Genomic DNA, 22,164 nt, shown 5'->3' with positions numbered 1-22,164 from the left:
TCATGCATTCATTTTGATAGATAAATGAATGCATTTGTATGTTTATCTACGTCAATATTCATTTAGAAATTAAGATATCATAAATTTAAGCTCACTCTCATATTAGCAAACTTAATTTTCTTTATCATGGTTTTTTACGTTTAAAAAATTCAATAGCTTTGATTTTTTTTGAAAGAAAAATCGTTTTTTATGATTTATATTTATGTTTATAAATGTATTCATCATAAATATAGAGGAATCATAAATGTTACGAGTAAAAAATACAGATGACTTTAGAAACAATGATCTAGATGTGAATTCAAATTTAAATTGTGAGCGAGATATATTTTTAGAAGCAGTTTTAAGGAATGGTTTATCTCTTGCACATGCTTCAGAACATATTAAAAATGATAAATTAGTTGTGTTAGCTGCTATAAGACAAAATCCTCATTCATTAGAGCATGCTTCTGATGATTTAAAAAATGAAAAAGAAATAGTTTTGGCTGCTGTTGGCCAGAAAGGAGATTCTTTAAAATTTGCTTCAGAAAGTTTGAAAAATGATAAAGAAGTTGTGTTGACAGCCTTAAATAATGAGGGTTTAGCGCTTGAATTTGCTTCAGATAATTTGCAATCTGATCCAGAAGTTATTGCTTGTGCTATTTGCAGCATAAATCACAACCTCAATGATAGTAGATAAAATTTCAAATTATAAAAAGCTTAATCAAATTTAATCTGCTCTAATAGAAGCATTCATTTGAAAACAATTTTTATGCAACTTTTATAGAATGAAGAAGCTTTTAAAAATTTCCTAACAACCTTTTAATTAAAATAAATTAAGTTTCTGTTAGGAATTTTTGGATTAAATTTTAAAAAGGACATTCGGCTTTTTGGTGAGGGTATTTTTGACCAATAGCTTGTATGAACCAATGCTTAAAATGCACGCTATTTTTATCATAGTAATACTTAAACTTGCTCATTAACTCTTTCCCTTTTTGGTTTTTGTTTGTCATAAAAACTTTTTGTGAAACAGGGTTGTTGGGTATATAAATATTTTTACCGCTTGAAGATAATTTACTTTTAGATTGATGTGTGCGGTAATCAATTTCAATTTGATCAGTGAACATAACCAATTTTTTACGTGGATATTTGTTTAAACATGCATATGCGGCTTCGTTAGATGGTACGACGATAATATTTGCATGTTGGATATGGGATTTAGCAAATGACTCGTTTGTACCGCCTTTGTTTTCAATCACTGTTGTACTGGCTTGATCAATCTTATTAAAACTTGTGAATGTTTTAGCATTATATTTTGAGAATACTGGAGATTTTTGATTTCTTTTTAATGGAGGGGAAAGCATAAACTGTTCTGCTCTTTTAGCTGTATTAGTGACTCCTCCCACGGCAAAGTCACAATTATTTTTAAGATCTGTTGTTAAATTTGCCCATGTTGTAGGAACGAACTGAATTTTTTTATTTTCACTTTTCGCGAAATTTTCAATGACTGTGATGGCAAATCCATTGAATTTATGGGTTTTCTTATTAAAGTAAGTTAAGGGTGGGTAATCACCTGTAGTACATACTTTTAAACTTTCTTTTGATTCGACAAAAGTACTAAATATAGCAATCATAATAAATGGTATAAATAGCCATTTGAACATAATGTATTTTCCTTTTTAAATTAAATTTAATTAAAAGTGCATAATTTTTATAAATAAAACATGATGTATTTTATTTTTACATGAATGATTTAATATAAGGTTTTTACCTTATTTTATGTAATTAATTGGTGTCTGAGTTTATTTCTTTTTGTATGTTTGATTCAATCAGGTTAAAGGGAATATCAGAATATTTACCAAAAATAGGGTGCTTGTTATATTTAAATTTTGTTATAAAAGGTGAATTTAAGCCTATTAAAATTTTACTTATATTCCTAGAATCATAGAGAGAAGTCGGTAATTCATCTAATAGATTTTGTAATACATTTCGTTCCTTATCAGAAAATGTAAATGTATCTGAAGTTCTTTTTAGATTTAATGTCAAATGAGACATACAATAATGACATTGCCCACAAGGATTTGAAAGATGCTCACCAAAATAATTAGATAAATATATGGATTGACATGAATTTGAATTGATTAAATCCATAACTGATTGAATTCTCTTTAAATCAGCATTTTCTCTACCATTTAAAAGGTCAAAAATTTTAGAGGTTAGTAATGAGATATCATCCACATTAGTTAATAATTGATATTGATGAGCAATGCCTTTAGTGAATAAATTTATCATCTGAGTATCAGTCAATAAATTTAAAACCCGAATAACCTCACCTCTATTAATTTGATATTCGGTTATAAGTTCATCCATTTTTATGGTAAAAAATTTACGCCCTTTAATTAAGTTTTTAAATATTAAGTAAACAATATGTTTGTTTTCGACTGGAATACTGTTTAGTATTTCTTTTGATGATAAATTCGGCTCGAATTTATACTCTGTATAAATTGGAGCAATAGATTTCACTAAATTATTGAGCTCTAAATAAGTTAAAATAGTCCTGAGCACATTAATTTTAATATCAAATTGTCTCGAAGTTTCTGACAACTTTAGAGAAATATTATTGTTGTGAGAAAAAACATATTCTAAAAATTGATGGATATTAGATACATTAGGCATATCTCCGTAAATAAAATTTTCTAGGGTATTAATATCATGAGGGTAAGCTAATACTTCGCAGTAGGAGTTTTTTTGATCTCTACCAGCACGACCAATTTCTTGTGCATAATTTTCAAGTGATTTAGGTAGATTATAATGGTAGATATATCGTATATCAGATTTATCGATTCCCATACCGAAAGCAATAGTTGAAATCATTATCGGGTTGTTGGTTTTTAAAAACCAATCTTGGTTTTGCTGCCTGATTTCAGAGCTCATGCCAGCATGATAAGGCCTTGCAGCAATATTGTATTTCTTCAATATTTGAGTTAATTCTTCAGTAGTTTTTTGCAATGTTGTATAAATAATTGTTGCACCCGGTGGGTTTTTCTTAAGTTTATCAATCAGGTGATCATTTTGATGACCCTTATCATCAAACACTGAAAAATTTAATTTTAAGTTTTGACGAAAAAAACCTGATATGTAGGTATGTTGCTTGTCTATTTTCAAAGAATTACAAATATCATTCTGCACTTTTGGATTTGCTGTTGCTGTGAGGGCTAATATTGTTTTCACTCTTAAGCCTTCAGCATATATGGGTAGCTTGAGATACTCTGGTCTAAAGTTGTGCCCCCACTCAGAAATACAATGGGCTTCATCTATAACAAACAATGAAACCTTCACTTGTTGAAAAAAGTAGCGAAACCTTTCGTTGTTAAATCTTTCAGGAGATACATACAAAATTTTTATTTTATTTGTTTTAATATCTTTAATTAAAGCCGTATATTGTTCAACTGAAAGGCTTGAGTCTAATCGTTCCGCTGGTATGTTATTGCTTTTTAGAAAATCGACCTGATCTTTCATCAGTGCAATTAATGGAGAAACCACAATGGTGAGGTTCTCTTTAAGCAAGGCTGGAAGTTGAAAGCATAGGGATTTCCCAGCACCTGTAGGAAATACCGCTAAAGTTGAATTCCCTTCAAGCACACTTTGAATGACTGGCTTTTGATAGGGCTTGAAACTTGAAAATCCAAAATAATAATTTAAAGCTTCCTTAATTGACATGACTAATATTGTTTAACTTACTAAAAAAATTATTACAAAGTATACAGTTTGAAAGTAACCTTGTATATTGTGCATCACTAAAAAACTTCTTAATTAGAGAAGAGATAAACCTACCAAAAAAAAATAACTTATTGCCCTTTAGAAAATAGTCAAATTAACACGAATGATTTTTGTGAAATTGAATAATATATTCTTTAAGTAGAAGGTGAGTATAACTGGGGTTGTCCTCTTTTTTTATAGCACCAACCACCTTAAGTTGCATGTTTTCTAAATTTTCATCATGAAAAGATAAAATTTTAATTCCATCATCTACTAATATTCTAGGTAAAAAACCAATTCCCAAATTTGCTTTAACAGCTTCACGTAGCGATAAATAAGTCTCAAAATAAATTACGGATGTTTTATTGCTCCAGTCTGCTTTTAGCTTATCAAAGTAATGATTTATTAATCTGATAGCAGTATATGAATCTTCGATTTCATGAGTTCTTGTACTATGTAATAATTGAATGTTTTGTAGGTCAGTATTCAGGATTTCTTTTTTGTATGCGAGTTTATTCATATTAGAACATACTAAGACAAAATCACTCATAACCAGGGAGTATGCTTCATAAGATTGATGATTAATTTTTGTATTATCAAACATAAAATAAAAGTCGTGTTGCTCTTTTTGAAGACTATGCGTCTGCGAGTCTATTTCAAATTTAAATTGGACCTTTTTTTGATGTTCATGAATAAAAGGATTCAAAAAATTAAATATAAAACTTTGTAAGGTACTACCAACAGATATATTTATGGTAGTTTGTTTTTCTTGTTGGATTAATTTTATGTTTTCGGCAAGGCTACCGGAAATATTGATCAACTTATTAGCATTTTGAATTAAAAAAAAACCTTCAGAAGTTAAAGACAATCTTTTACCATTCCGATTGAATAATTTTTTTCCGCATAAATTTTCGAGGTTATTAATCTGTTTCCATGCTGCAGGTACAGTCATATTTAACAAGGATGCTGTACGGGTAATATTTAATGTTTGAGTTGTTTTTATAAAAACTTCGATTTGGCGAAGACTATATAGCATAAATTTTAATCTCTTTAATTAGTAGAATACTGCAAAGGTACAAAGAACTTGGCTTTTAAATTGCAAGCAATTTTTTTAACGATAACTCTACAATCGAAAGTTTAATCAAGTTTCCCGTCAAAATATAAGCAATATTATAAAAAAAATTTTTAGACTTTTTTTACATTGGAAAAAATAACTGCTTTGTATATTTTAGCTCATAAGATCTATAATATTGCAGTTATAATCTTCAAAATAACATAAAATTCAAATAAATTTTATAATCCTTTTTTTAAGTTTTATAAACAAAAAGTAAATTTTAAAGATGTGGAATAAGAGTATTATTCAAATAAATTAATTAATAATAAAAAATACAAACACACTTTTTTAAAACTTATTGAGAATAATTATGTTAAAAAGCTTAACCCTATTAGGTGTTATTTTAGCAACATTTTTTTGGTCATCTGCCTTTATTATAGGATCTGATCTAGCTGTCAATAGTTCAATATCACTTCTTTTGGCAGAGCGTTTTATTATTGCAAGTATAGTTATGTTGTTTTGGATGTTCTGGAGAGAAAAAAATAATTTACAAACTCTAAAAAAAAATATAATACCTTATATACTTTTGGGCTTAGTAGGCATAACATGCTCACAAAGTGCTACTTTTATAGGTTTAAAATCAACCACATCCACAAATGCAGCATTAATTTTCTCTCTAACACCGGTAGTTACACCAATTATTTATAACTATATTAATAAAGTAAAAATGTTAGGACATCAAATTTTGGGGATAAGCTTAAGTGTTACAGGAGTATTTATTGTTTTAAGTAAAGGTTCAGTCAATAATGTTTTGAATATACAATTTAATTTAGGTGACTTCACAGTAGTATGTGGTTTATTATGTTGGTGCTTTTATAACGTTTTAACCCAAAAATGCATTAAAGACTCAACTCCTTTACAGACTACAACATATACAATACTTTTTGGTTCTGTTGGCCTGATCTTAGTTGCTTTATTAACTAATGATGATATTTATAATGTAATATCTCAGCAGAGTAATCGAGTAATTATAAATTTAATGTATCTTGGTGTAATGTGTACTTTTTTAGGATATCTATTTTGGGTTAATGGTGCGACAAAGCTAGGAGCATCTAACATATCAATTTATTTCAATTTGGTTCCCATTTTTGTTGTATTAATAGGTTTATTTTACGGAAAAATTCCTAACATTTCAGTTTGTTTTGGTATTTTAATGGTTTTGTGTGGTGTAATTTTTACTAATGGATTTTACAAGATAATTTTTAAAAATTAACAATTTAATAAAATTCATAAGCTTTAAACTATAATCAGTAGCAAATATTATTTTTATTTAATTAAATGATTCCATACTATTTTATATATTTAATAAATTAACTTTATTTATTGTTTGTTTTGTAATAATGAGTTATGTTTATAATATTCATTAAGTGTTTCTTTTAAGGAAACATATGTCTGACTTTGACCGATTTGAAACATTCATCTATGTTGCTGAAAATGAATCTATAACCGTAGCATCTCAAAAACTTGGTATTACGAAAGCTTCTGTGAGTAAGCAAATCTCAAAAATAGAAGATGAGTACAATATTAAGTTGTTTCAACGAGTCAAACAAAGAATTCAACTTTCTAAAGAAGGCAAAATTCTTTTAGAAAAATGTATAAATCTTCGAAATGAATTTGAATATACTAAATCACTATTGCGGGGCGTACATACAAAACCTGAGGGTAACCTAAATATTGTAGTTGAACCTGGTATTGCAAAGACCTTTATTTATCCATTTCTAATTAATTTTTTTAAAAAATATCCACATATTAATTTAATTTTTAAAACTTATAAGTCTAATGTAAATTACGCGCTTGAAAGTGTGGATGTTTTCTTAGGTTTTTCAAACATTCAATTATTTAATCACCAGTCATTCATAAATAAACAATTGTTCAGTATTGATTTTACTTTTTGCGCTTCAAAGCAATATATAGAAAATAAAGGCAATCCCGTTAAAAAATCAGACTTTGATGGACATTGTTTAATTGATTGCACAGACTATAAAAATTTAAATTGTAACCTTGATCTATTTAAAAAAAGCCAAACCATATTATCCGTTGATTCATTCTCTGAATTGATTGATTGTGCATTAAATCATTTAGGTATTATTCTAGTTCCTAAAATTTATATCAAAGAGTATTTGGATAATAAAATCTTAAAAAATATTTTGTGTCCTGTTGAATTACCCAATCAATATATAATGAGTTCATATTTGCCTGAAAAAATCATGTCATCGAAAGTAAAGTGTTTTTTGGATTTTTTAAGTGAGTCTAAAAACTTGATCTTAAATCTAGAAAATCGACATTATTAAAAACCCAACTTCATTTTTTTACTAAGCTTTATGTATAAATTTTTTACGGAAGTATTCGTATGACTAAAAATGGAAACAGCTTGACTAAAGTAGCTATAGTGATTTCATTAGTTGCATTTGGTGTTGCAGCGTATGATTTTGTAAGAGAAAAAAATGTACAAAACGAAGTGGACATCTTGAAGGAACAATTGAATCAATTGAAGTTGCAGACATCCTCGTCTACGAAAGCTGAAAACATTCAAATGAACCAGTATGTGAAAACGAATGAATTAGAAAAAGTTTTAATTGAAAACCCCTCCTGGACCGTTAACGCATTGAATAAGTTTCAGCAAAACAAAAAAGAACAAGAAGAACTGAAAGTTCAACAATTAATTAAAGATAACCAGGATGCTCTTTACAATAATTCGCAAGATCCTTTTATAGGAAATAAGAATGGTTCAAAAGTTTTAGTTGAGTTTTTGGATTATAACTGTGGATATTGTAAGAAGTTTTCACAAATTGCCTATAAACTTATCAAAAACAATCCAGATTTAAAAATCATTATCAAAGAGTTTCCTATTTTTGGGCCACAATCAGGTTCGACCTATGGAGCTGAGGTTGCAACGGCACTGTTTGCAAAATATCCAGAAAAATATGATAAATTTCATAAATTACTTGTTGAGCATAAAGGAAAGTTATCCACAAAAATAGTGGATAACTATTTAATAAAAGTTGGGTTAAGTAAATCTGATATTGAATCAGAATTACCCAAAGCAAAAGACAATATTTATAAAAATAGAATATTGGCAAGGAAAATTGGGGTAAGAGGAACACCCAGTGTATTCTATGGTGACGAGAGAGTGAAAAAACTTAATTATCAGCAAATACAGAGCCTGTTGCAGTGAAGGTCAAGAAAATAAGTGTATAAAAGTTTGATATTCATCCCTACAACTTGTGTATGGCAATATTGTGTAGATCATTTTACTATTTTTTTAAAACTTTTATATGTGTTAACTCTAACAAATCAAACAAATATAAAATACCGTATATAATTAAAATATAATGTAATTATAAACTACCTAATGATGAAAAAATTAGTTCGCTTTTTGGACAATCGTTCCTTTTTATTAATTTTGATGATTAGCTTTTTCATTTATAGTCTAATATTTTTTTCTGCATATAGAGTAATTTTTTTAGCTTTTGTCAATGAAGGTAATATTCAATATTTACAAGAACATATTATGTTTATAATTGTAACCTCTACGTTAACGTCAAGTATATTTGTTATTATTATTAATAAGTTGATTCAAACTAGAAAGATGAATAAGCATAAAAAAATTTTGTTTGTGTTGATAATTTTAATGACTACGATTTTGTTTAATCAAGGTCTTTTTGCCTTTTCAATGACAATCTTAGATCATGGAAGTGATTTTTTGGTCAATTTTCTTAATCAAATAAATGATTATTTTCTTTTCAACTTTTTAATGCTCTTCAGTTTATTGTTTTTTTTTCGGCAAACATTGATGTTTTTTAAAAAATTTCTTTCTAAAGCAGAAATGCTCCAAAGTATGAAAGACTCACCTAATACAAAAGAAAAAATATTTTTCCATTTATTTAAACTAGACAAAGAATATATCTTTGAACCAGAGCAAATTGATTATATATATTCTCATAAAAAAAATAAAATTGCATGCATTAACAATGACAGTTTTTTTATCAAAGAAACGATAGAAAGCTTAGAAAATAAATTGAGGTTATTTAATTTTATTCGAATTAATCGCTCCGTTATTGTAAATAGAGCATATATAAAAGAAATAAAAAAAGAATATTTAGTAAAACTAAAAAATAATGAAACGTTTAAAGTCTCATCATCCAAAGCCTATCATTTTGATAAGAATTAATGTTGAAGGTAATAATCTATTTTTATTGTTATTGAGAGTTTAAAATGAGATTGAGGAAAATATTAAAGTTTATCAATTCAAATGACATTTTATTAATTTTTATGATAACAATTGTGCATTTTGGAACCATAATTTTTACATTTCATAATATTATCTTCCAAGCTTGGTTGAGTCGGGGTAGTACACATACTTCTCATTTGGATTTATGGATTGATTGTTTGATTTACTCATTTTTTACAACTCTTCTAATTTCATATTTTTGTTTTAGCAAAGTGCACTTTTTAAAAATTAAGCATGTAAAATATGTAATTTATTTAATCTTCATTTTTTTAATGTTAATTTTAATTAATATTATAAATGCAGTCTTTCGGATAATACTTGTTTTTGATGGTGACTGGAGTAAGTTCTTAATTATTTTGATTAACCTTATTAAAAATTATACTTTTTTAAATATATATCTTGTTTTAAGTTCTTGGTTATTTTATTCACAAATTAAGTTACTTCTTAAAAATTATTTAGGAGAAACAGAAATCATTCCTCAACTTGCCTCAGATGAGAAAGTTTATTTTATTGCTTTAAAGCTTGGACAAGAATATGTGATTGAACCAGAATCTATTAACTATGTTATAGCCGATGGTAATTATATGAATCTTCATCTAGACGAAGGCATATTTCCTATTAGAATTACATTAGAACAACTTGCAAGAAAATTAAATATATCCTCTTTTTACAGAATTAATCGCTCAACAATTATAAATGCACGTTTTATTAAAAAATTAGATGATAAACAGGAGAATGTTTTGTTGAAGAATAATCAAGTTTACCCTATATCAAAATCCAGAAGAAAGTTTCTAAAAGAAAACTTAAATACAATTAATTCTATAAATATTGACGAAAGTCGTTCTATTTAAGTTTTCTATTAAATTTTTCAGAAAGTGTAAATGAAATATTAATCACTAATTTGTTTAAATAACTCTAATCTTGCATGATATAAAATGGATGCCGTTACATAAAGCCCTATACCGTAACATGTGTGTGCAAAGATTGAAAAAAGAATAAGTTTTATCATATGGGGGTTGTGATCATGAAAGATTCCATCTCCTAATGCAAGGCTTAAAACTATTAAAGGAAACACTAATAAAACCCATGCATAAACGATCCCTTTTTTAAAACTAGGTTTTAAAAACAATCCTTTCTCAACAAATAGCACATAGAAGAAAGCATAAACAAAACTTACCATAAAATGAATCATCCAACCCACAACAACTTCATGTTGCATGACTGGTATTTCATTGATAGGAGAAGTAATAATATGTCCTTGGAGTGTATAAAGCGCGTATCTGCCAATGACAGCAAAGTCATTTAAGGGAAGACCCATGATTAAATTATATAAATTAGTACCCAAATCTAAGAATAATGCACTAAATAAACCTATAAATAGAATATTTAATGCAGTTGAGTAAATGTTGGTTTTTTTTATAATACTCATTGAATGATGTTCCTTATAAGACCTAAGATAATGATAAAAAATTTATTGTTATGCGTAATCATTTTAATACCTATTGTTTTTATTCTAGTGGATTTAATTATATCTTTTTTAAAACTTGTTATGTTTAGATATATTGACAAATAATATAGATAACACGACAGTGTAATCATAATTATAAAAGGAGTTTTTATGGATAAATCTGTTCAGCTGGTTCGCTTTAAAATTACATCACCAAATGAAGTGTTGTTGACTGACTCTCATCAATATGAACAGGGTTCTCTTTTTATAAAAAAATGATGCGCTTATTATATCATTCATTTTAAACAAAATTTTTAAATTTTTGTTAAAAATTTAACCACACAATTATTGATAACCTCTTTATATTTTTTGAAAACCTTGTTTTTTATCCGTGATGATGAGCCATATAATATATTGACAAACAATCTTAAAATAGTTAATAATGAATTTTTAACAGGAGATTTACCTATCATGAACAATTAACTTGTATTCACAAATATAACTTTTTTAAATTATTTTTTGAATTTCAAGATTAGTTGGCGCATATACTTCCTCACTCTTCAGATGCTTTAGTTTTACTTTTTTTATTAAAATTTCTAAATGTATTGTCGCTCTGTCTTGGTTCTGATAGGAGCTAAATATGACCATACTGCAAGTAACAAATCTCTCATACCAACATGACAACGGGGACACCCTTTTTAAAGATTTATCTTTTTCTGTTGATAAGCCCAAGGTAATTGGTTTAGTTGGCAAAAATGGATGCGGAAAATCTATCCTGGTTTCTATTTTAAGTGGTTTTTTAAAACCAACGTCAGGAGAAGTAAGTATTTCGTCTTCAATAAATACTTTTCATCAACAAAGCATTAAATATCGACAAAAACAAAGTCTTATTGAGTTTGTTGATAAAAAAAACATTTGGGAGGCAATTAAAAAAATTGAGAAAGGAGCATGCTGTGAACAATTATTTAAAATTGTGGATGAAAATTGGGATTTAGAAGAAAAACTGAATTTTGAACTAAAATTGTTAGGCTTACCTCAAAATCCTATGCAATCTTGCTCCGGTCTTAGTGATGGTGAATTAACAAGATTGAAACTTTGGTCTTTATTTAAGGAACGCAAAGAAATTTTGTTTCTTGATGAGCCATCAAATACTTTAGATACGGATTATAAAAAATGGTTATGTAATAAAATTAAAGAATTTAGAGGTACAATTTTACTTGTCAGTCATGATAGATATCTGCTGAATCATACAGAAGAAATTTGGGAGTTATCAAGTATCGGTTTGAAACGATATGGAGGAAATTATGATTTTTATAAAGAACAAAAAACTAATGAGCTAGAGTCGATTGAGCGACAATTAAATAATTTATCAAAGCAAAAAGAAGTACTAAAAAAGAAAAAGCAAAGAAGTAAAGAGGCCACACAAAAAAGAGAAAATCAAGGGAAAAAGTTACGTAAAAGTAATAGCCAACCCAAGATAATTCTTGATTTTAAAAAAAATAGGGCATTTAAGAAATCCTCTTCTCAAAGAAAAATGGAGCTTCATCGAACGAATGATATCCAAAAAAGAGAACATAACTTGGTTAGTCAAAAGGAACAACTCATTCAACAAAAAATTTATATCAACGAAGAAAATATTAAACGGAAGCGAGTAATTTCATTGAGTCGACTCGTTCCTATGTTCGGTAGTCGAAACTCTATATCTATGGAAGTTTTTTCTAATGATAAAATTATTCTATGTGGAAATAATGGCTCAGGTAAAACAACCTTACTTAAAACAATTATGGGTGATGTTAATTACTTAAAAGGTGAACTTCATGTAAATACTCATTTTACCTATCTTAATCATAATTTTAGCTTAATTGAGGAAGAGTTAAGTGTTCTAGGTAATGTAATGAAGCATTGTAATGGGTTATTTGAAAATGATGCAAGAATGCTTCTCGCTGGAATTGGTCTGAATAAAAATAAAGCTCTTCAAAACACTTTTGAATTAAGTGGCGGTGAAAAAATGAAATTAGCAATGTTAATTGTTAGTCATCAACAAAAACAAAACTTTTTGCTTCTAGATGAACCAGACAATCATTTAGATTTGGATTCAAAATTATTACTTTCTAATTTATTAAACCAATATAAGGGCGGTTTTATTGTAGTCAGTCATGATGAAGATTTTGTTAAATGCTTAGAGCACACTAAAGTTGTAAATTTTTATAAATAAAACTAGTTAACAAAATAGTATGGGGTTAAATATTATATACCGGAGTCAAAATTGTTTTTGTTTTGAAATACTGATTCTAAAATTAATAGGAACTTCCCTAGAGTAAAATTTGGTTTCTATCTAAAAGTTACGCGTTGGATTAAAAAAACAAAATAAAAACAATAAGTATCAAAAAGTATACTTTATATTAAATTTGGCGCTTAATGTTATTTTTTGTGATTAGAATAGCTCTATTATTATTCCAACAACAAATAAGAGGAAATAAAAAAATGACAACTTTAAAATTACACAGCCAAGACATCACAGAAGGTCAACTCAAAGATAAACGCTTTTCATTTAACAGTTTTGGAAACGATGGTGACAACATTTCTCCACAATTATCATGGGAAAACGCGCCAGAAGGCACGAAAAGTTTTGCAATCACTTGTTTTGATCCCGATGCGCCAACTGAAAGCGGTTTCTGGCACTGGCAAGTGATCAATATTCCCGCATCAACAACATCAATCGAGCAGGGCGCATCAGGTAAAATTGCTTCTGGTTTAGAGATGCGTAATGATTATGGCTCTATGGGTTACGGTGGCGCTTGTCCTCCAGAAGGTCACGGTATGCATCGTTATCAATTTACTGTCTGGGCTCTGCCAGTAGAAAAGCTTGAAGTACCTGAAGACGCATCATGTGCATTAGTGAGCTACATGCTGAATGCAACAGCGTTAGGTAAATCAACGATTACTTCAACGTATGTACGCTAATTAACACTTATATTATTAATTAAAGGAATAAACTTTGTGTCTATTTATTGCTATTATCAATAAATGGTTACAAGGTTTATAAAAAGAAAACATGTCAGGCATCATAAAGCTTAATTATTACAATGGGAATCGACCTCAGAATCTTCGTAATGTACCTGTGATTTATCCTTCAATATTCTGGATTGAAAAAGGTAATAAACAACTTCAATGGCAAAATGATTGGATTCATTTCAATAGTCATAATTGGCTATTGGCGAATGGGAATAAATCATTAACTTTTATTAATAACCCTCATAAAACTCAATTTTTTTCTACCCAACTTAGTTTTTTAATCCGTCCTTCGGATGAACTAATTCAACGTTCACAAGAAAACCAGAAAGAGGGTTTAACACCAGAATATAGAATAGATAAAACTGCGAAATACTTATGGCAAAGTATTATAACCATGCCTCAGAATATTGAACCAAATGTCCAAACACATATTGTTCAGGCGTTATTTGAGCATCTTATGAACCAAGGCTTTCTACATCAGTTATTTTCAATGCGAAACTTGAGTTGGAGAGATAAGTTAACCCAATATTTTAATGATGCGCCCAAAGCCAACCACACCATTGAATCAGTATGTGCTCATTTTGGACTAAGTAAATCGACATTAATAAGGCGATTAAAAGATGAGAACACCCAATTTAGAGATGTATTAGCAGAGCTAAGAATGGGGTATGCATTAAGCTTGTTGCAAACTAAACCGTACTCACAAATAGAGCTTGCGCATTTATGTGGCTACAAATCAGAGGCTCGATTTGCTCAACGATTTCAACATCAATTTGGTTTGAGCCTAAAACAATATCAAAAAACATTTGAATCTTATTAGGATAAATACAACTCATTTACCTTAAATATTTTACTACTATCCTAATTTTATAAATAAAATAAACAAGAACTTAGGAATGAGTTCGATAAATCCCGTGTCCAAGTAGTAAATCTTTTTGTCTTACTTTACAAAAGAAAACTAGCGGTAGAGTGCGTTATTCAATAGGTATTAATTTAAAACCATTGTTGTTTTTTGAACTTTTCAAGAAACCAATTAAATGATTTTGAGGGTATGTAATCTTTATGCCATGCAATGTATACATTTTCTGAAGGCTTGGGAATATTACATTCCTTGACAACTAAATCACCCTTTAAAATATAAGGATGAGCTAGGTGCAGAGGCAAAAAACCGATTCCTAGACCTTGCTTTTGTAGTTTTAACTTACTCATTATGGAATGAACTTTAATTACTTTAGTTTGATTTACAATAATAGAATCTTTTGGGGGTATCCATTTAGAAGTATCACTAACAACAATTGTTGGATAATTTTTTAGAGCATCTGATGTGAGCGTGTCTTTAATTTTAACTAATGGATGGTTTTTAGATAAGGCAAAAACAAACTGAACCTCACCAATCTTAAACGTGTTAAGTTTAGTTTTTGGGAAATCTCCCGTTAAGCCAACCACGATATCAGCACGATTATTTTCTATTGCGTCTAAACTACCACCTAAAACTTCTTCTGATAAATAAATATCCGCATTGATTTTAGTTTTATTAAAGAGATGTAAAGTATCGAATAGTTTTTGTTCTGAGATAATACTATCTCGGGCTATTTTGAGTTCACCGTCCCATTCTCCCTGAACACTTTGGACTGATTTTCTTAACTGTTCAGTCGCTTTCAAAATCTCTCTTCCTTGTTCTAAAACTTTTTTTCCTGCTTGAGTTAGTGTTGCTCTTTGCTTATCTCGATTAAATAAGGAAACCTTTAAATCGTATTCAAGCTTTTTGACTGTATAAGTCAAGGCAGATGGAACCTTATGCAAAGATTTTGCAGCTAATGCAAATGTCCCGTATCTATGAATGGCATCTATAGCAACTAATGCTTCAATCGTAATAATTGTTTTCATATCATTATTTAAATTTTGATTGCTTTTTTTAAGTATATTCAAATAATTTGAATTAATAGTTCAAAACATTCTAATTTTTTTTATTCATAAAATATCTTATATTAATTTTAAATAATTTTTGTTTAATTTAGAGGTAAAACTTCATGTTGACATTGAGAGCATCTAAAGATAGGGGATATGCAAATCACCATTGGTTACAAAGTTACCATACCTTTTCTTTTTCTGATTATTACGATCAAAATCAAATGGGATTTTCAGATTTAAGAGTTTTGAATGATGATACTGTCCAACCTGGTATGGGGTTTCAAACACATGGGCATAAAAATATGGAGATTATTAGTTATGTCATAGAAGGTGAACTTGCTCATAAAGATAGCGAAGGAAATATTGAAACGATTCCTAGTGGTGATATCCAGCTCATGTCTGCAGGGAGTGGTATTATGCATAGTGAGTTCAATGCATCAAAAACAAAATTAGTAAAATTTTTGCAAATCTGGATAAATCCAAATAAACATAATACAAAACCAAGTTATCAGCAAAAAACTATCGGAGAACAATTTGGTTTAGTTCCTCTTGTCTCATCTAACGGTAAAAATGAAAGTTTAATAATTAAACAGGATGTAAACTTATATCAACTTAAATTAAAGCCTGGAGAAAGTATGACATTAGATATTAATTCTGATAGAAATATTTTTATTCATCAGGTGAAAGGTCAAGGCATTTACAGCGAAAAATCTCTTGAAGTTGGGGATGCTTTAAAAGTTACAAACGAAAAATCATTAATTCTTTGTAATAAATCAGATCAAATAAGCACATCGTTAATTTTTGATTTACGTTAATTGATCAATGATTCAAATAATTTTTGAATATTAATTGACTTTGATCGTATTTATATTCATTAAACAAGGTGTTTTTTGTAAGTTATTATAAAGTTATATTGTGTTTTCATGTTATTTCCTTTGTTTAACCCAACTTTTTAGTTGGGTTTTTTTATCATGAAATTTTTGATTTTAAATACATTGTTTATTGTATGAGATATTGATCCAGTTACTTTCTTTAAAAATGAATCATGATGATTAAATATATGATATATATCGTAATAATTGTCATGATATATATAAAATCATCCTTATTGTTGTATATTTATATTGTGTTTGTATATGTTTTTTTCCTTTTTAATTAACCCAACTTTTTAGTTGGGTTTTTTTTTAGCAAATGGTATTGAATAAAATTATTGATATACAATTAAAATATCAATATGCTATAAGCGAATGGAAGATAAATATGTGCTTTAAAAAACCAACCCCAGGGAGCTTAAACGATGCAATTAAATGGTACTGAAATTGTATTCTCACCTTCAGATTTCACTCAATTTCTTGATAGTCCATTTGCCTCATGGATGGATCGTTTTTGTCTTCATAAGCCCGAAGTGAAAAAATTAAAAGACCCACGCTCTGATTTGTTTGAAACCCTTTCTAAAAATGGCATACAACATGAAATAAAAATAAAAGATCTCCTTATTAGTGAATGTTTTGAAGTCAAAATCATTGAGGGGGATTCTTTTGAAGATAAGTACCAAAATACAATATTAGCCCTTAAAAAAGGTTATGATGTGATTTACCAAGCTCACCTAAAAAAGGATAACTTAATAGGAGCAAGTGACTTTTTAATAAAAAAAAGGGCAAGAGTAATCTAGGTGATTACTACTATGAAATATGGGATTCGAAGTTATCTAATACAGTTAAACCTTCCTTTATAATTCAGTTATGTGCCTATGCTGAGATGCTTCAAGTTCAACAAGGAACTTTATCACCTCAAATAGGTATTTATCTGGGTAATTTTGAAAAAAAACAATTTAATATTCAAAATTTTTATTTTTATTATTTAAGTATAAAAGATGATTTTATAAAATATCATGATGAGTTTGATATGAACCAAATGCCTAATTTAGAAGATTCTAAAGCATATGGTGAATGGAATAATTATGTGAGTACACTCCTTTTAGAAAAAGACGATTTATTGCAAATAGCAGGGATTACTAAAGGACAAGTTAAAAAATTAAAAAAACATAATATTGTGACTTTCACTCAACTATTGGAGTCGAATGAAATAAAAATTCCAGGTATACAGCCAGATATATTTGCAAAGCTTAAAGCACAAGCAGAAATTCAAAATCAAACAAAAAAAATAAACAACTGGACCCAAATTGTTCGCCAGCTTTTAAAGTGATTCCTCCAAATTTAGGAGAGAAGAAAGGTCTTGCCTTATTACCGCCACCTTCAAAAAAAGATGTTTTTTTCGATATAGAAGGGTTTCCTTTAACGGAAGGTGGGCTTGAGTATTTGTGGGGAGCAACTTACTTTGATCCGGAAGGACAGCGACAATTCATTGATTTTTGGGCTCATAATCAAGAAGAAGAAAAAATTGCTTTTCAACAATTTATTGTCTGGGTTTATGAGCGTTGGGTTAATGATCCAAACATGCATATCTATCATTATGCTAACTATGAAATTGCTGCCTGTAGAAAGCTCATGGGACGTTATAATGTATGCGAAAAAGAAGTAGATAACCTTTTAAGGCACAATGTATTTGTTGATTTATATAAAGTTGTTAAAACGGGGTTATTAATTGGTGAGCCCAAATATTCAATTAAAAATGTTGAACATCTTTATCGTGGTAAACGAGAAACTGAGGTAGAAAATGGCGGTGATTCAGTTGTAGTATATGAAAATTGGAGATCATTATTTGATAACGGATTAGAGAGCAAGGACTGGAGGGAGTCTGAAATTCTTGCAGATATTAGAAATTATAATATTGATGACTGTAACTCAACACAGGAGCTTTACCAATGGCTTTTTGAACAACAGAAACTCAATAAAATTTCTTTTGTTAATATTCCCTCTGCAAATGAATCTTTAAAGGGGATGGATGAAGAACTCGATACGCTTAAAGCACATCTGTTAAAACTTTCAAAGGATGACTCGATCAACAAGGATAAACAGAACTTATCAGAAAATCTGTCTGGGTTATTAACCTTTCATAAAAGAGAAAATAAACCTGTATGGTGGAAATTCTTCGATCGTTTATCAATGTCTCATTATGAGTTATATGAGGATTTTGACTGTTTAGCAAATTGTAACCAAACCGATGTTGAACCTTATAAACCATCTAAAAGAGGTAACCCAGTATATGAATATCATTTTGATACTTCACAAGATTTTAAGGGTATCAAAAGTGAACGTTTTTTTCTTCATAGTGAGTTTAAAGATGATGGAAAAAATATTAGTGTCACCTTTAAAAAAGATTTAAGTGATTTAAATAAAGGCATAATTGCTATCTCATGTGGAACTGATTTACCTAAAACTATTAGCTTGATTCCTGATGAGATCATCGGTGCTAGAGTGATAGAGGATGCCATCAGTCGTTTTTGTACTGACTTTAGTGAACACTATGATAATGAATGCAGAACAGCAGTTTTGGATTTTTTCCTTAGAAGAAGTCCAAATTTCAAACATGAAAAACATAAAAATGTACAATCATTTTTTAATGATCAATTGAATAAAAACCATAATTATTTAGACTGTATTATTGAATCTGTAAAACATTTAGATAATAGCTATCTTGTGATACAAGGTCCTCCTGGTGCCGGAAAAACCTACACTGGTAAGCATATAATTGGTGAATTAATAAGAGATGGGCAAACTATTGCTATTTCAAGTAATAGTCATAAAGCCATTAATCATTTATTAGTAAGTACCAAAAAATATTGTGATGAACATAAAATTCTAGGGAACTTCTATTGTACGAAAGATACGGGTCCAGAAATTTTAGAAAATAACATTGAAGTTTTGAAATCAACAGCAAAAATAGATTCTAAGATTGAAGAAGGTGTAGTGATTGGAAGTACCGCATGGGGTTTTTCAAGAGCAGAGTTAGATCAGAAATTTGATTATTTATTTATCGATGAAGCAGGGCAAGTTTCTATTGCTAATTTAATTGGGATGGGACAAGCTGCCAGAAACATTATATTAATGGGTGATCAAATGCAGTTGGGCCAACCTATACAAGGATCACATCCCTTTGATAATGGAAAATCTACTTTAGATTATTTGCTTGAATGTCAATCGACTATTTCCCCGGATATGGGGATATTTTTAGACACCACATATAGAATGCATTCCGCTATCAATCAATTCATAAGTAAATTCATATATGATTCTAAATTATTGTCTCATCCAGATAATGACTTGAGACTTATAAAAGACGAACTTAATAATAGTCAAAACACCATAATAAATAAAGTGAGTGGAATCTGTTATGTTCCTGTAAAACATGAGGGTAATAGTCAGGCATCAATTGAAGAGGCCAAGATGATTGAAGCCATTGTACAAGAATTACTTAAAAAAGAACTAATTTTAGATAAGAAGAAAAAATTATCTAGGAAAATTTCAATAGATGATTTTTTATTTATTTCACCTTATAACCACCAGGTGAATATTTTAAAAAATGTCCTTGGTGAAGGAGCTAAAATAGGAAGTGTTGATAAGTTTCAAGGACAAGAAGCCCCTATTGTCATTTTAAGTATGTGCGCTAGTAATGCTGAGGATTCACCAAGGGGTGTTGATTTTTTGTTTGATAAAAATCGTTTAAATGTAGCAATATCGAGGGCAAAGTGTTTGGCGATAATTGTTGCAAACCCTAAATTACAATATACCAAAGCAACTCAATTAAGACAGTTGGAGTTAATTAATACATATAATGCCTTAATTGATTACGCTAAAAATTGATTTATTTTAATACTTTTTTAAGTATTTTATGTTCTTATAGAATGAAATAAAGATTATACTTTTTGTGTTTTTATTTAAAATAATTTGTATGCTGATAAAACTTCATTTAATTTTTTCAAATCTAAGACTTTATAACTTTGTCTAATTTTGTATCTGCTTTGTCCAGTTTTCTACAATTAAAGTATTATAATCATGGGAAATAGTTTAAGAGTATCTTTTTAAAAGAGATACTCACATATAATTTACAAGGGGTATTATAGATGATAAATCTAGGTATAATTGGAACTAACTGGATTACGGAGCAATTTATTGATGCAGCTCTGGAAACAAAAAAATATAAACTAAAATCTATCTTTTCAAGAACAATTGAAAGAGGGATCGATTTTGGAAAAAAATATCAATGTTCGTCAATTTTTAACGATATAGATGAATTTGCAAAATCAAAGGATTTCGATAGCGTTTATATCGCAAGTCCAAATTCACTTCATGCACCTTATGCCATCAAGCTCATGAATCATGGAAAAAATGTCATTTGTGAAAAACCACTTTCGTCCAACTATGAATTATCAAAACAAATGTTTGATGTTGCAAAATCAAATAAAGTGGTTCTTTTTGAAGCCTTCACCACACCATATAATCCAAACTTTAAAGTGTTAAAAGAAAATTTAAAGTCTCTCGGTAAAATAAGATCTGCTTCATTTTCATATTGTCAATATTCATCTAGGTATTTAAAATTTTTAAACGGTGAAAACCCAAATACCTTTAATCCTGAGTTTTCTAATGGATCTATAATGGATATTGGGTATTATATGGTTGCGTTAGCAGTTGAGTTGTGGGGCAAACCTCAAAATGTTCAGGCCTTTGGCACGCTTCTTTCTTCGGGTGTAGATGCTAATGGCCAAGTGATCATGAGTTATCATGACTTCAATGTTGTTATTCAACATTCTAAAGTAAGTAATTCATTTGTTCCTAGTGAAATTCAAGGAGAGAAAGCATCATTAGTCATCCAAAATTTAAATATTATAAGCCAAATTAAATTACAGAATAAAGATTTTCAAAAAGATATTGGGGTTCTGCAAAATGATAATCGTATGGTATATGAAGCACAGGAGTTTTGCCAAAGAGTTGAAAAAAAACAAATGTTAGAGCAAGAGATAAATCGTTCATTGATTGTTTCAGAAGTTTTAACTGAAATAAGAAAGCAAATTGGAGTTGTTTTTCCAGATGATGATTAATTCCTCGTTTTTACAATTTAAATAGGGTATATTTTTATTTAAGGTGTAGTATTAAATTTATCAGTTCGACAGAGTAGTGAATGTTTTTCTTTGTCGATCCAATTATAAAAACAAGGAATCTTTTATGATTTATGATATTTCTAACATCCTTATATTAATAATGGTTTTAATGACCTTATTGATGAAAATCTTTTCATTGAAAAGTATGAGTTTCTATCCGATTATTAGGGTTATTAAACTCTTCAACTATCTTTTGTTTTTTGCTTTAACATCAATTATCGTTGGAAGCTTGTTATCTCAAGTTGTCTTGATTAACAATGTTGATACTCTTTCTGATGAAGGCTCTTTTACTCAAAATTTAATGATAGAAAACTTTACTAACAATATTTTTGTGCTTTTGGGTGTTTATTTTGTAGTAGGTTTGTTCTGCATTTTTTTAACCATTCATTACTTTCGAAGATCAAAGCAAAACAATCGCTTTAAATTGAAAACTAAAAGTCTAGAAAATCAATCGAGTGAAGAAGAAAATGATATTTTAGAATATATTGATGCACACCTTAGAACAGTGAAAAAAAATTAAGAGGTTAAATTGGATAAAATTAAATTTTAATTTACCTTTTAAAATATTTTGTATTTGTACGTATATTGTTTAACTAAGCTTTCTAACCCTAATCACGTTATAAAATTTAGTCCTGACTTTAAAATTTAAGGTG

20 protein-coding genes are annotated in these 22,164 nt (G+C 28.9%); 15 read left to right on the top strand and 5 right to left on the bottom strand.

Annotation, left to right across the window (positions count from 1 at the left end):
• Window positions 1-244 precede the first annotated feature (244 nt).
• Window positions 245-676, top strand: a complete 432-nt coding sequence (locus tag CF386_RS09830; protein ID WP_089074260.1) for a DUF4116 domain-containing protein — start codon at window positions 245-247, stop codon at window positions 674-676.
• 169 nt (window positions 677-845) lie between these two features.
• Here the strand turns inward: CF386_RS09830 and CF386_RS09825 are convergent, their stop codons facing one another.
• The 3 genes from CF386_RS09825 to CF386_RS09815 form a co-directional block, all read right to left on the bottom strand.
• Window positions 846-1,640 (bottom strand): transporter substrate-binding domain-containing protein, encoded by a 795-nt coding sequence (locus CF386_RS09825; RefSeq protein ID WP_089074259.1) that lies wholly within the window; start codon window positions 1,638-1,640, stop codon window positions 846-848.
• Window positions 1,641-1,761: 121 nt separating this feature from the next.
• Window positions 1,762-3,696: a RecQ family ATP-dependent DNA helicase gene (locus tag CF386_RS09820; protein ID WP_089074258.1), complete on the bottom strand. Its 1,935-nt coding sequence runs from the start codon at window positions 3,694-3,696 to the stop codon at window positions 1,762-1,764.
• Between the two features lie 154 nt (window positions 3,697-3,850).
• Window positions 3,851-4,771 (bottom strand): LysR family transcriptional regulator, encoded by a 921-nt coding sequence (locus CF386_RS09815; RefSeq protein WP_089074257.1) that lies wholly within the window; start codon window positions 4,769-4,771, stop codon window positions 3,851-3,853.
• Window positions 4,772-5,159: 388 nt separating this feature from the next.
• Between CF386_RS09815 and CF386_RS09810 the strand changes: the two genes are divergently transcribed.
• The 5 genes from CF386_RS09810 (at window position 5,160) to CF386_RS09790 (ending at window position 9,931) form a co-directional block, all read left to right on the top strand.
• Window positions 5,160-6,062, top strand: a complete 903-nt coding sequence (locus CF386_RS09810; protein WP_089074256.1) for a DMT family transporter — start codon at window positions 5,160-5,162, stop codon at window positions 6,060-6,062.
• A 175-nt stretch (window positions 6,063-6,237) separates the two neighbouring features.
• A complete protein-coding gene (locus CF386_RS09805) occupies window positions 6,238-7,140 on the top strand; it encodes a LysR family transcriptional regulator (protein WP_089074255.1) in 903 nt (300 codons plus the stop codon).
• A 59-nt stretch (window positions 7,141-7,199) separates the two neighbouring features.
• Window positions 7,200-8,024, top strand: a complete 825-nt coding sequence (locus CF386_RS09800) for a thioredoxin domain-containing protein (protein WP_089074254.1) — start codon at window positions 7,200-7,202, stop codon at window positions 8,022-8,024.
• A gap of 177 nt (window positions 8,025-8,201) precedes the next feature.
• Window positions 8,202-9,020: a LytR/AlgR family response regulator transcription factor gene (locus CF386_RS09795; protein ID WP_089074253.1), complete on the top strand. Its 819-nt coding sequence runs from the start codon at window positions 8,202-8,204 to the stop codon at window positions 9,018-9,020.
• A gap of 332 nt (window positions 9,021-9,352) precedes the next feature.
• A complete protein-coding gene (locus CF386_RS09790) occupies window positions 9,353-9,931 on the top strand; it encodes a LytR/AlgR family response regulator transcription factor (protein ID WP_158522378.1) in 579 nt (192 codons plus the stop codon).
• Window positions 9,932-9,969: 38 nt separating this feature from the next.
• Here the strand turns inward: CF386_RS09790 and CF386_RS09785 are convergent, their stop codons facing one another.
• On the bottom strand, window positions 9,970-10,509 hold the full coding sequence (locus CF386_RS09785) for a DUF2938 family protein (protein ID WP_089074251.1): 540 nt from the start codon (window positions 10,507-10,509) through the stop codon (window positions 9,970-9,972).
• Window positions 10,510-11,167: 658 nt separating this feature from the next.
• Here CF386_RS09785 and CF386_RS09780 point away from each other — a divergent pair.
• From CF386_RS09780 to CF386_RS09770, 3 genes are all read left to right on the top strand, one after another.
• Complete coding sequence (locus CF386_RS09780; RefSeq protein ID WP_089074250.1) at window positions 11,168-12,742, top strand: ATP-binding cassette domain-containing protein; 1,575 nt, start codon at window positions 11,168-11,170, stop codon at window positions 12,740-12,742.
• A 269-nt stretch (window positions 12,743-13,011) separates the two neighbouring features.
• Complete coding sequence (locus CF386_RS09775) at window positions 13,012-13,491, top strand: YbhB/YbcL family Raf kinase inhibitor-like protein (RefSeq protein WP_089074786.1); 480 nt, start codon at window positions 13,012-13,014, stop codon at window positions 13,489-13,491.
• A 91-nt stretch (window positions 13,492-13,582) separates the two neighbouring features.
• Window positions 13,583-14,362: a helix-turn-helix transcriptional regulator gene (locus CF386_RS09770; protein WP_089074249.1), complete on the top strand. Its 780-nt coding sequence runs from the start codon at window positions 13,583-13,585 to the stop codon at window positions 14,360-14,362.
• A 173-nt stretch (window positions 14,363-14,535) separates the two neighbouring features.
• Here CF386_RS09770 and CF386_RS09765 read toward each other — a convergent pair whose 3' ends face one another.
• Window positions 14,536-15,429, bottom strand: coding sequence for a LysR family transcriptional regulator (locus tag CF386_RS09765; protein ID WP_089074785.1), 894 nt, complete (start codon window positions 15,427-15,429; stop codon window positions 14,536-14,538).
• 143 nt (window positions 15,430-15,572) lie between these two features.
• On the opposite strand from CF386_RS09765, the gene CF386_RS09760 reads away from it, so the two are divergent.
• The 6 genes from CF386_RS09760 to CF386_RS09745 all read left to right on the top strand — a co-directional run bounded on the left by CF386_RS09760 (window position 15,573) and on the right by CF386_RS09745 (window position 22,031).
• The gene (locus CF386_RS09760) at window positions 15,573-16,268 is read left to right on the top strand and encodes a pirin family protein (protein WP_089074248.1); all 696 of its coding nucleotides are present in this window, start codon (window positions 15,573-15,575) and stop codon (window positions 16,266-16,268) included.
• 482 nt (window positions 16,269-16,750) lie between these two features.
• Complete coding sequence (locus CF386_RS13165; protein WP_225971794.1) at window positions 16,751-17,125, top strand: hypothetical protein; 375 nt, start codon at window positions 16,751-16,753, stop codon at window positions 17,123-17,125.
• 86 nt (window positions 17,126-17,211) lie between these two features.
• The gene (locus tag CF386_RS13160; protein ID WP_225971793.1) at window positions 17,212-17,658 is read left to right on the top strand and encodes a hypothetical protein; all 447 of its coding nucleotides are present in this window, start codon (window positions 17,212-17,214) and stop codon (window positions 17,656-17,658) included.
• Window positions 17,655-20,216, top strand: coding sequence for a TM0106 family RecB-like putative nuclease (locus tag CF386_RS09755; RefSeq protein WP_225971792.1), 2,562 nt, complete (start codon window positions 17,655-17,657; stop codon window positions 20,214-20,216). Before CF386_RS13160 ends, CF386_RS09755 begins: the two co-directional genes overlap by 4 nt.
• 260 nt (window positions 20,217-20,476) lie before the next feature.
• Window positions 20,477-21,451, top strand: a complete 975-nt coding sequence (locus CF386_RS09750; protein WP_089074247.1) for a Gfo/Idh/MocA family protein — start codon at window positions 20,477-20,479, stop codon at window positions 21,449-21,451.
• Between the two features lie 124 nt (window positions 21,452-21,575).
• A complete protein-coding gene (locus CF386_RS09745) occupies window positions 21,576-22,031 on the top strand; it encodes a hypothetical protein (RefSeq protein WP_089074246.1) in 456 nt (151 codons plus the stop codon).
• The last annotated feature ends 133 nt before the right edge of the window (window positions 22,032-22,164 follow it).

Source organism: Paraphotobacterium marinum, assembly GCF_002216855.1.
Classification (GTDB): Bacteria; Pseudomonadota; Gammaproteobacteria; order Enterobacterales; family Vibrionaceae; genus Paraphotobacterium; species Paraphotobacterium marinum.
The sequence above is the reverse complement of the archived record's forward strand: the minus strand, read 5'-3'. Positions and strand labels throughout refer to the sequence as shown.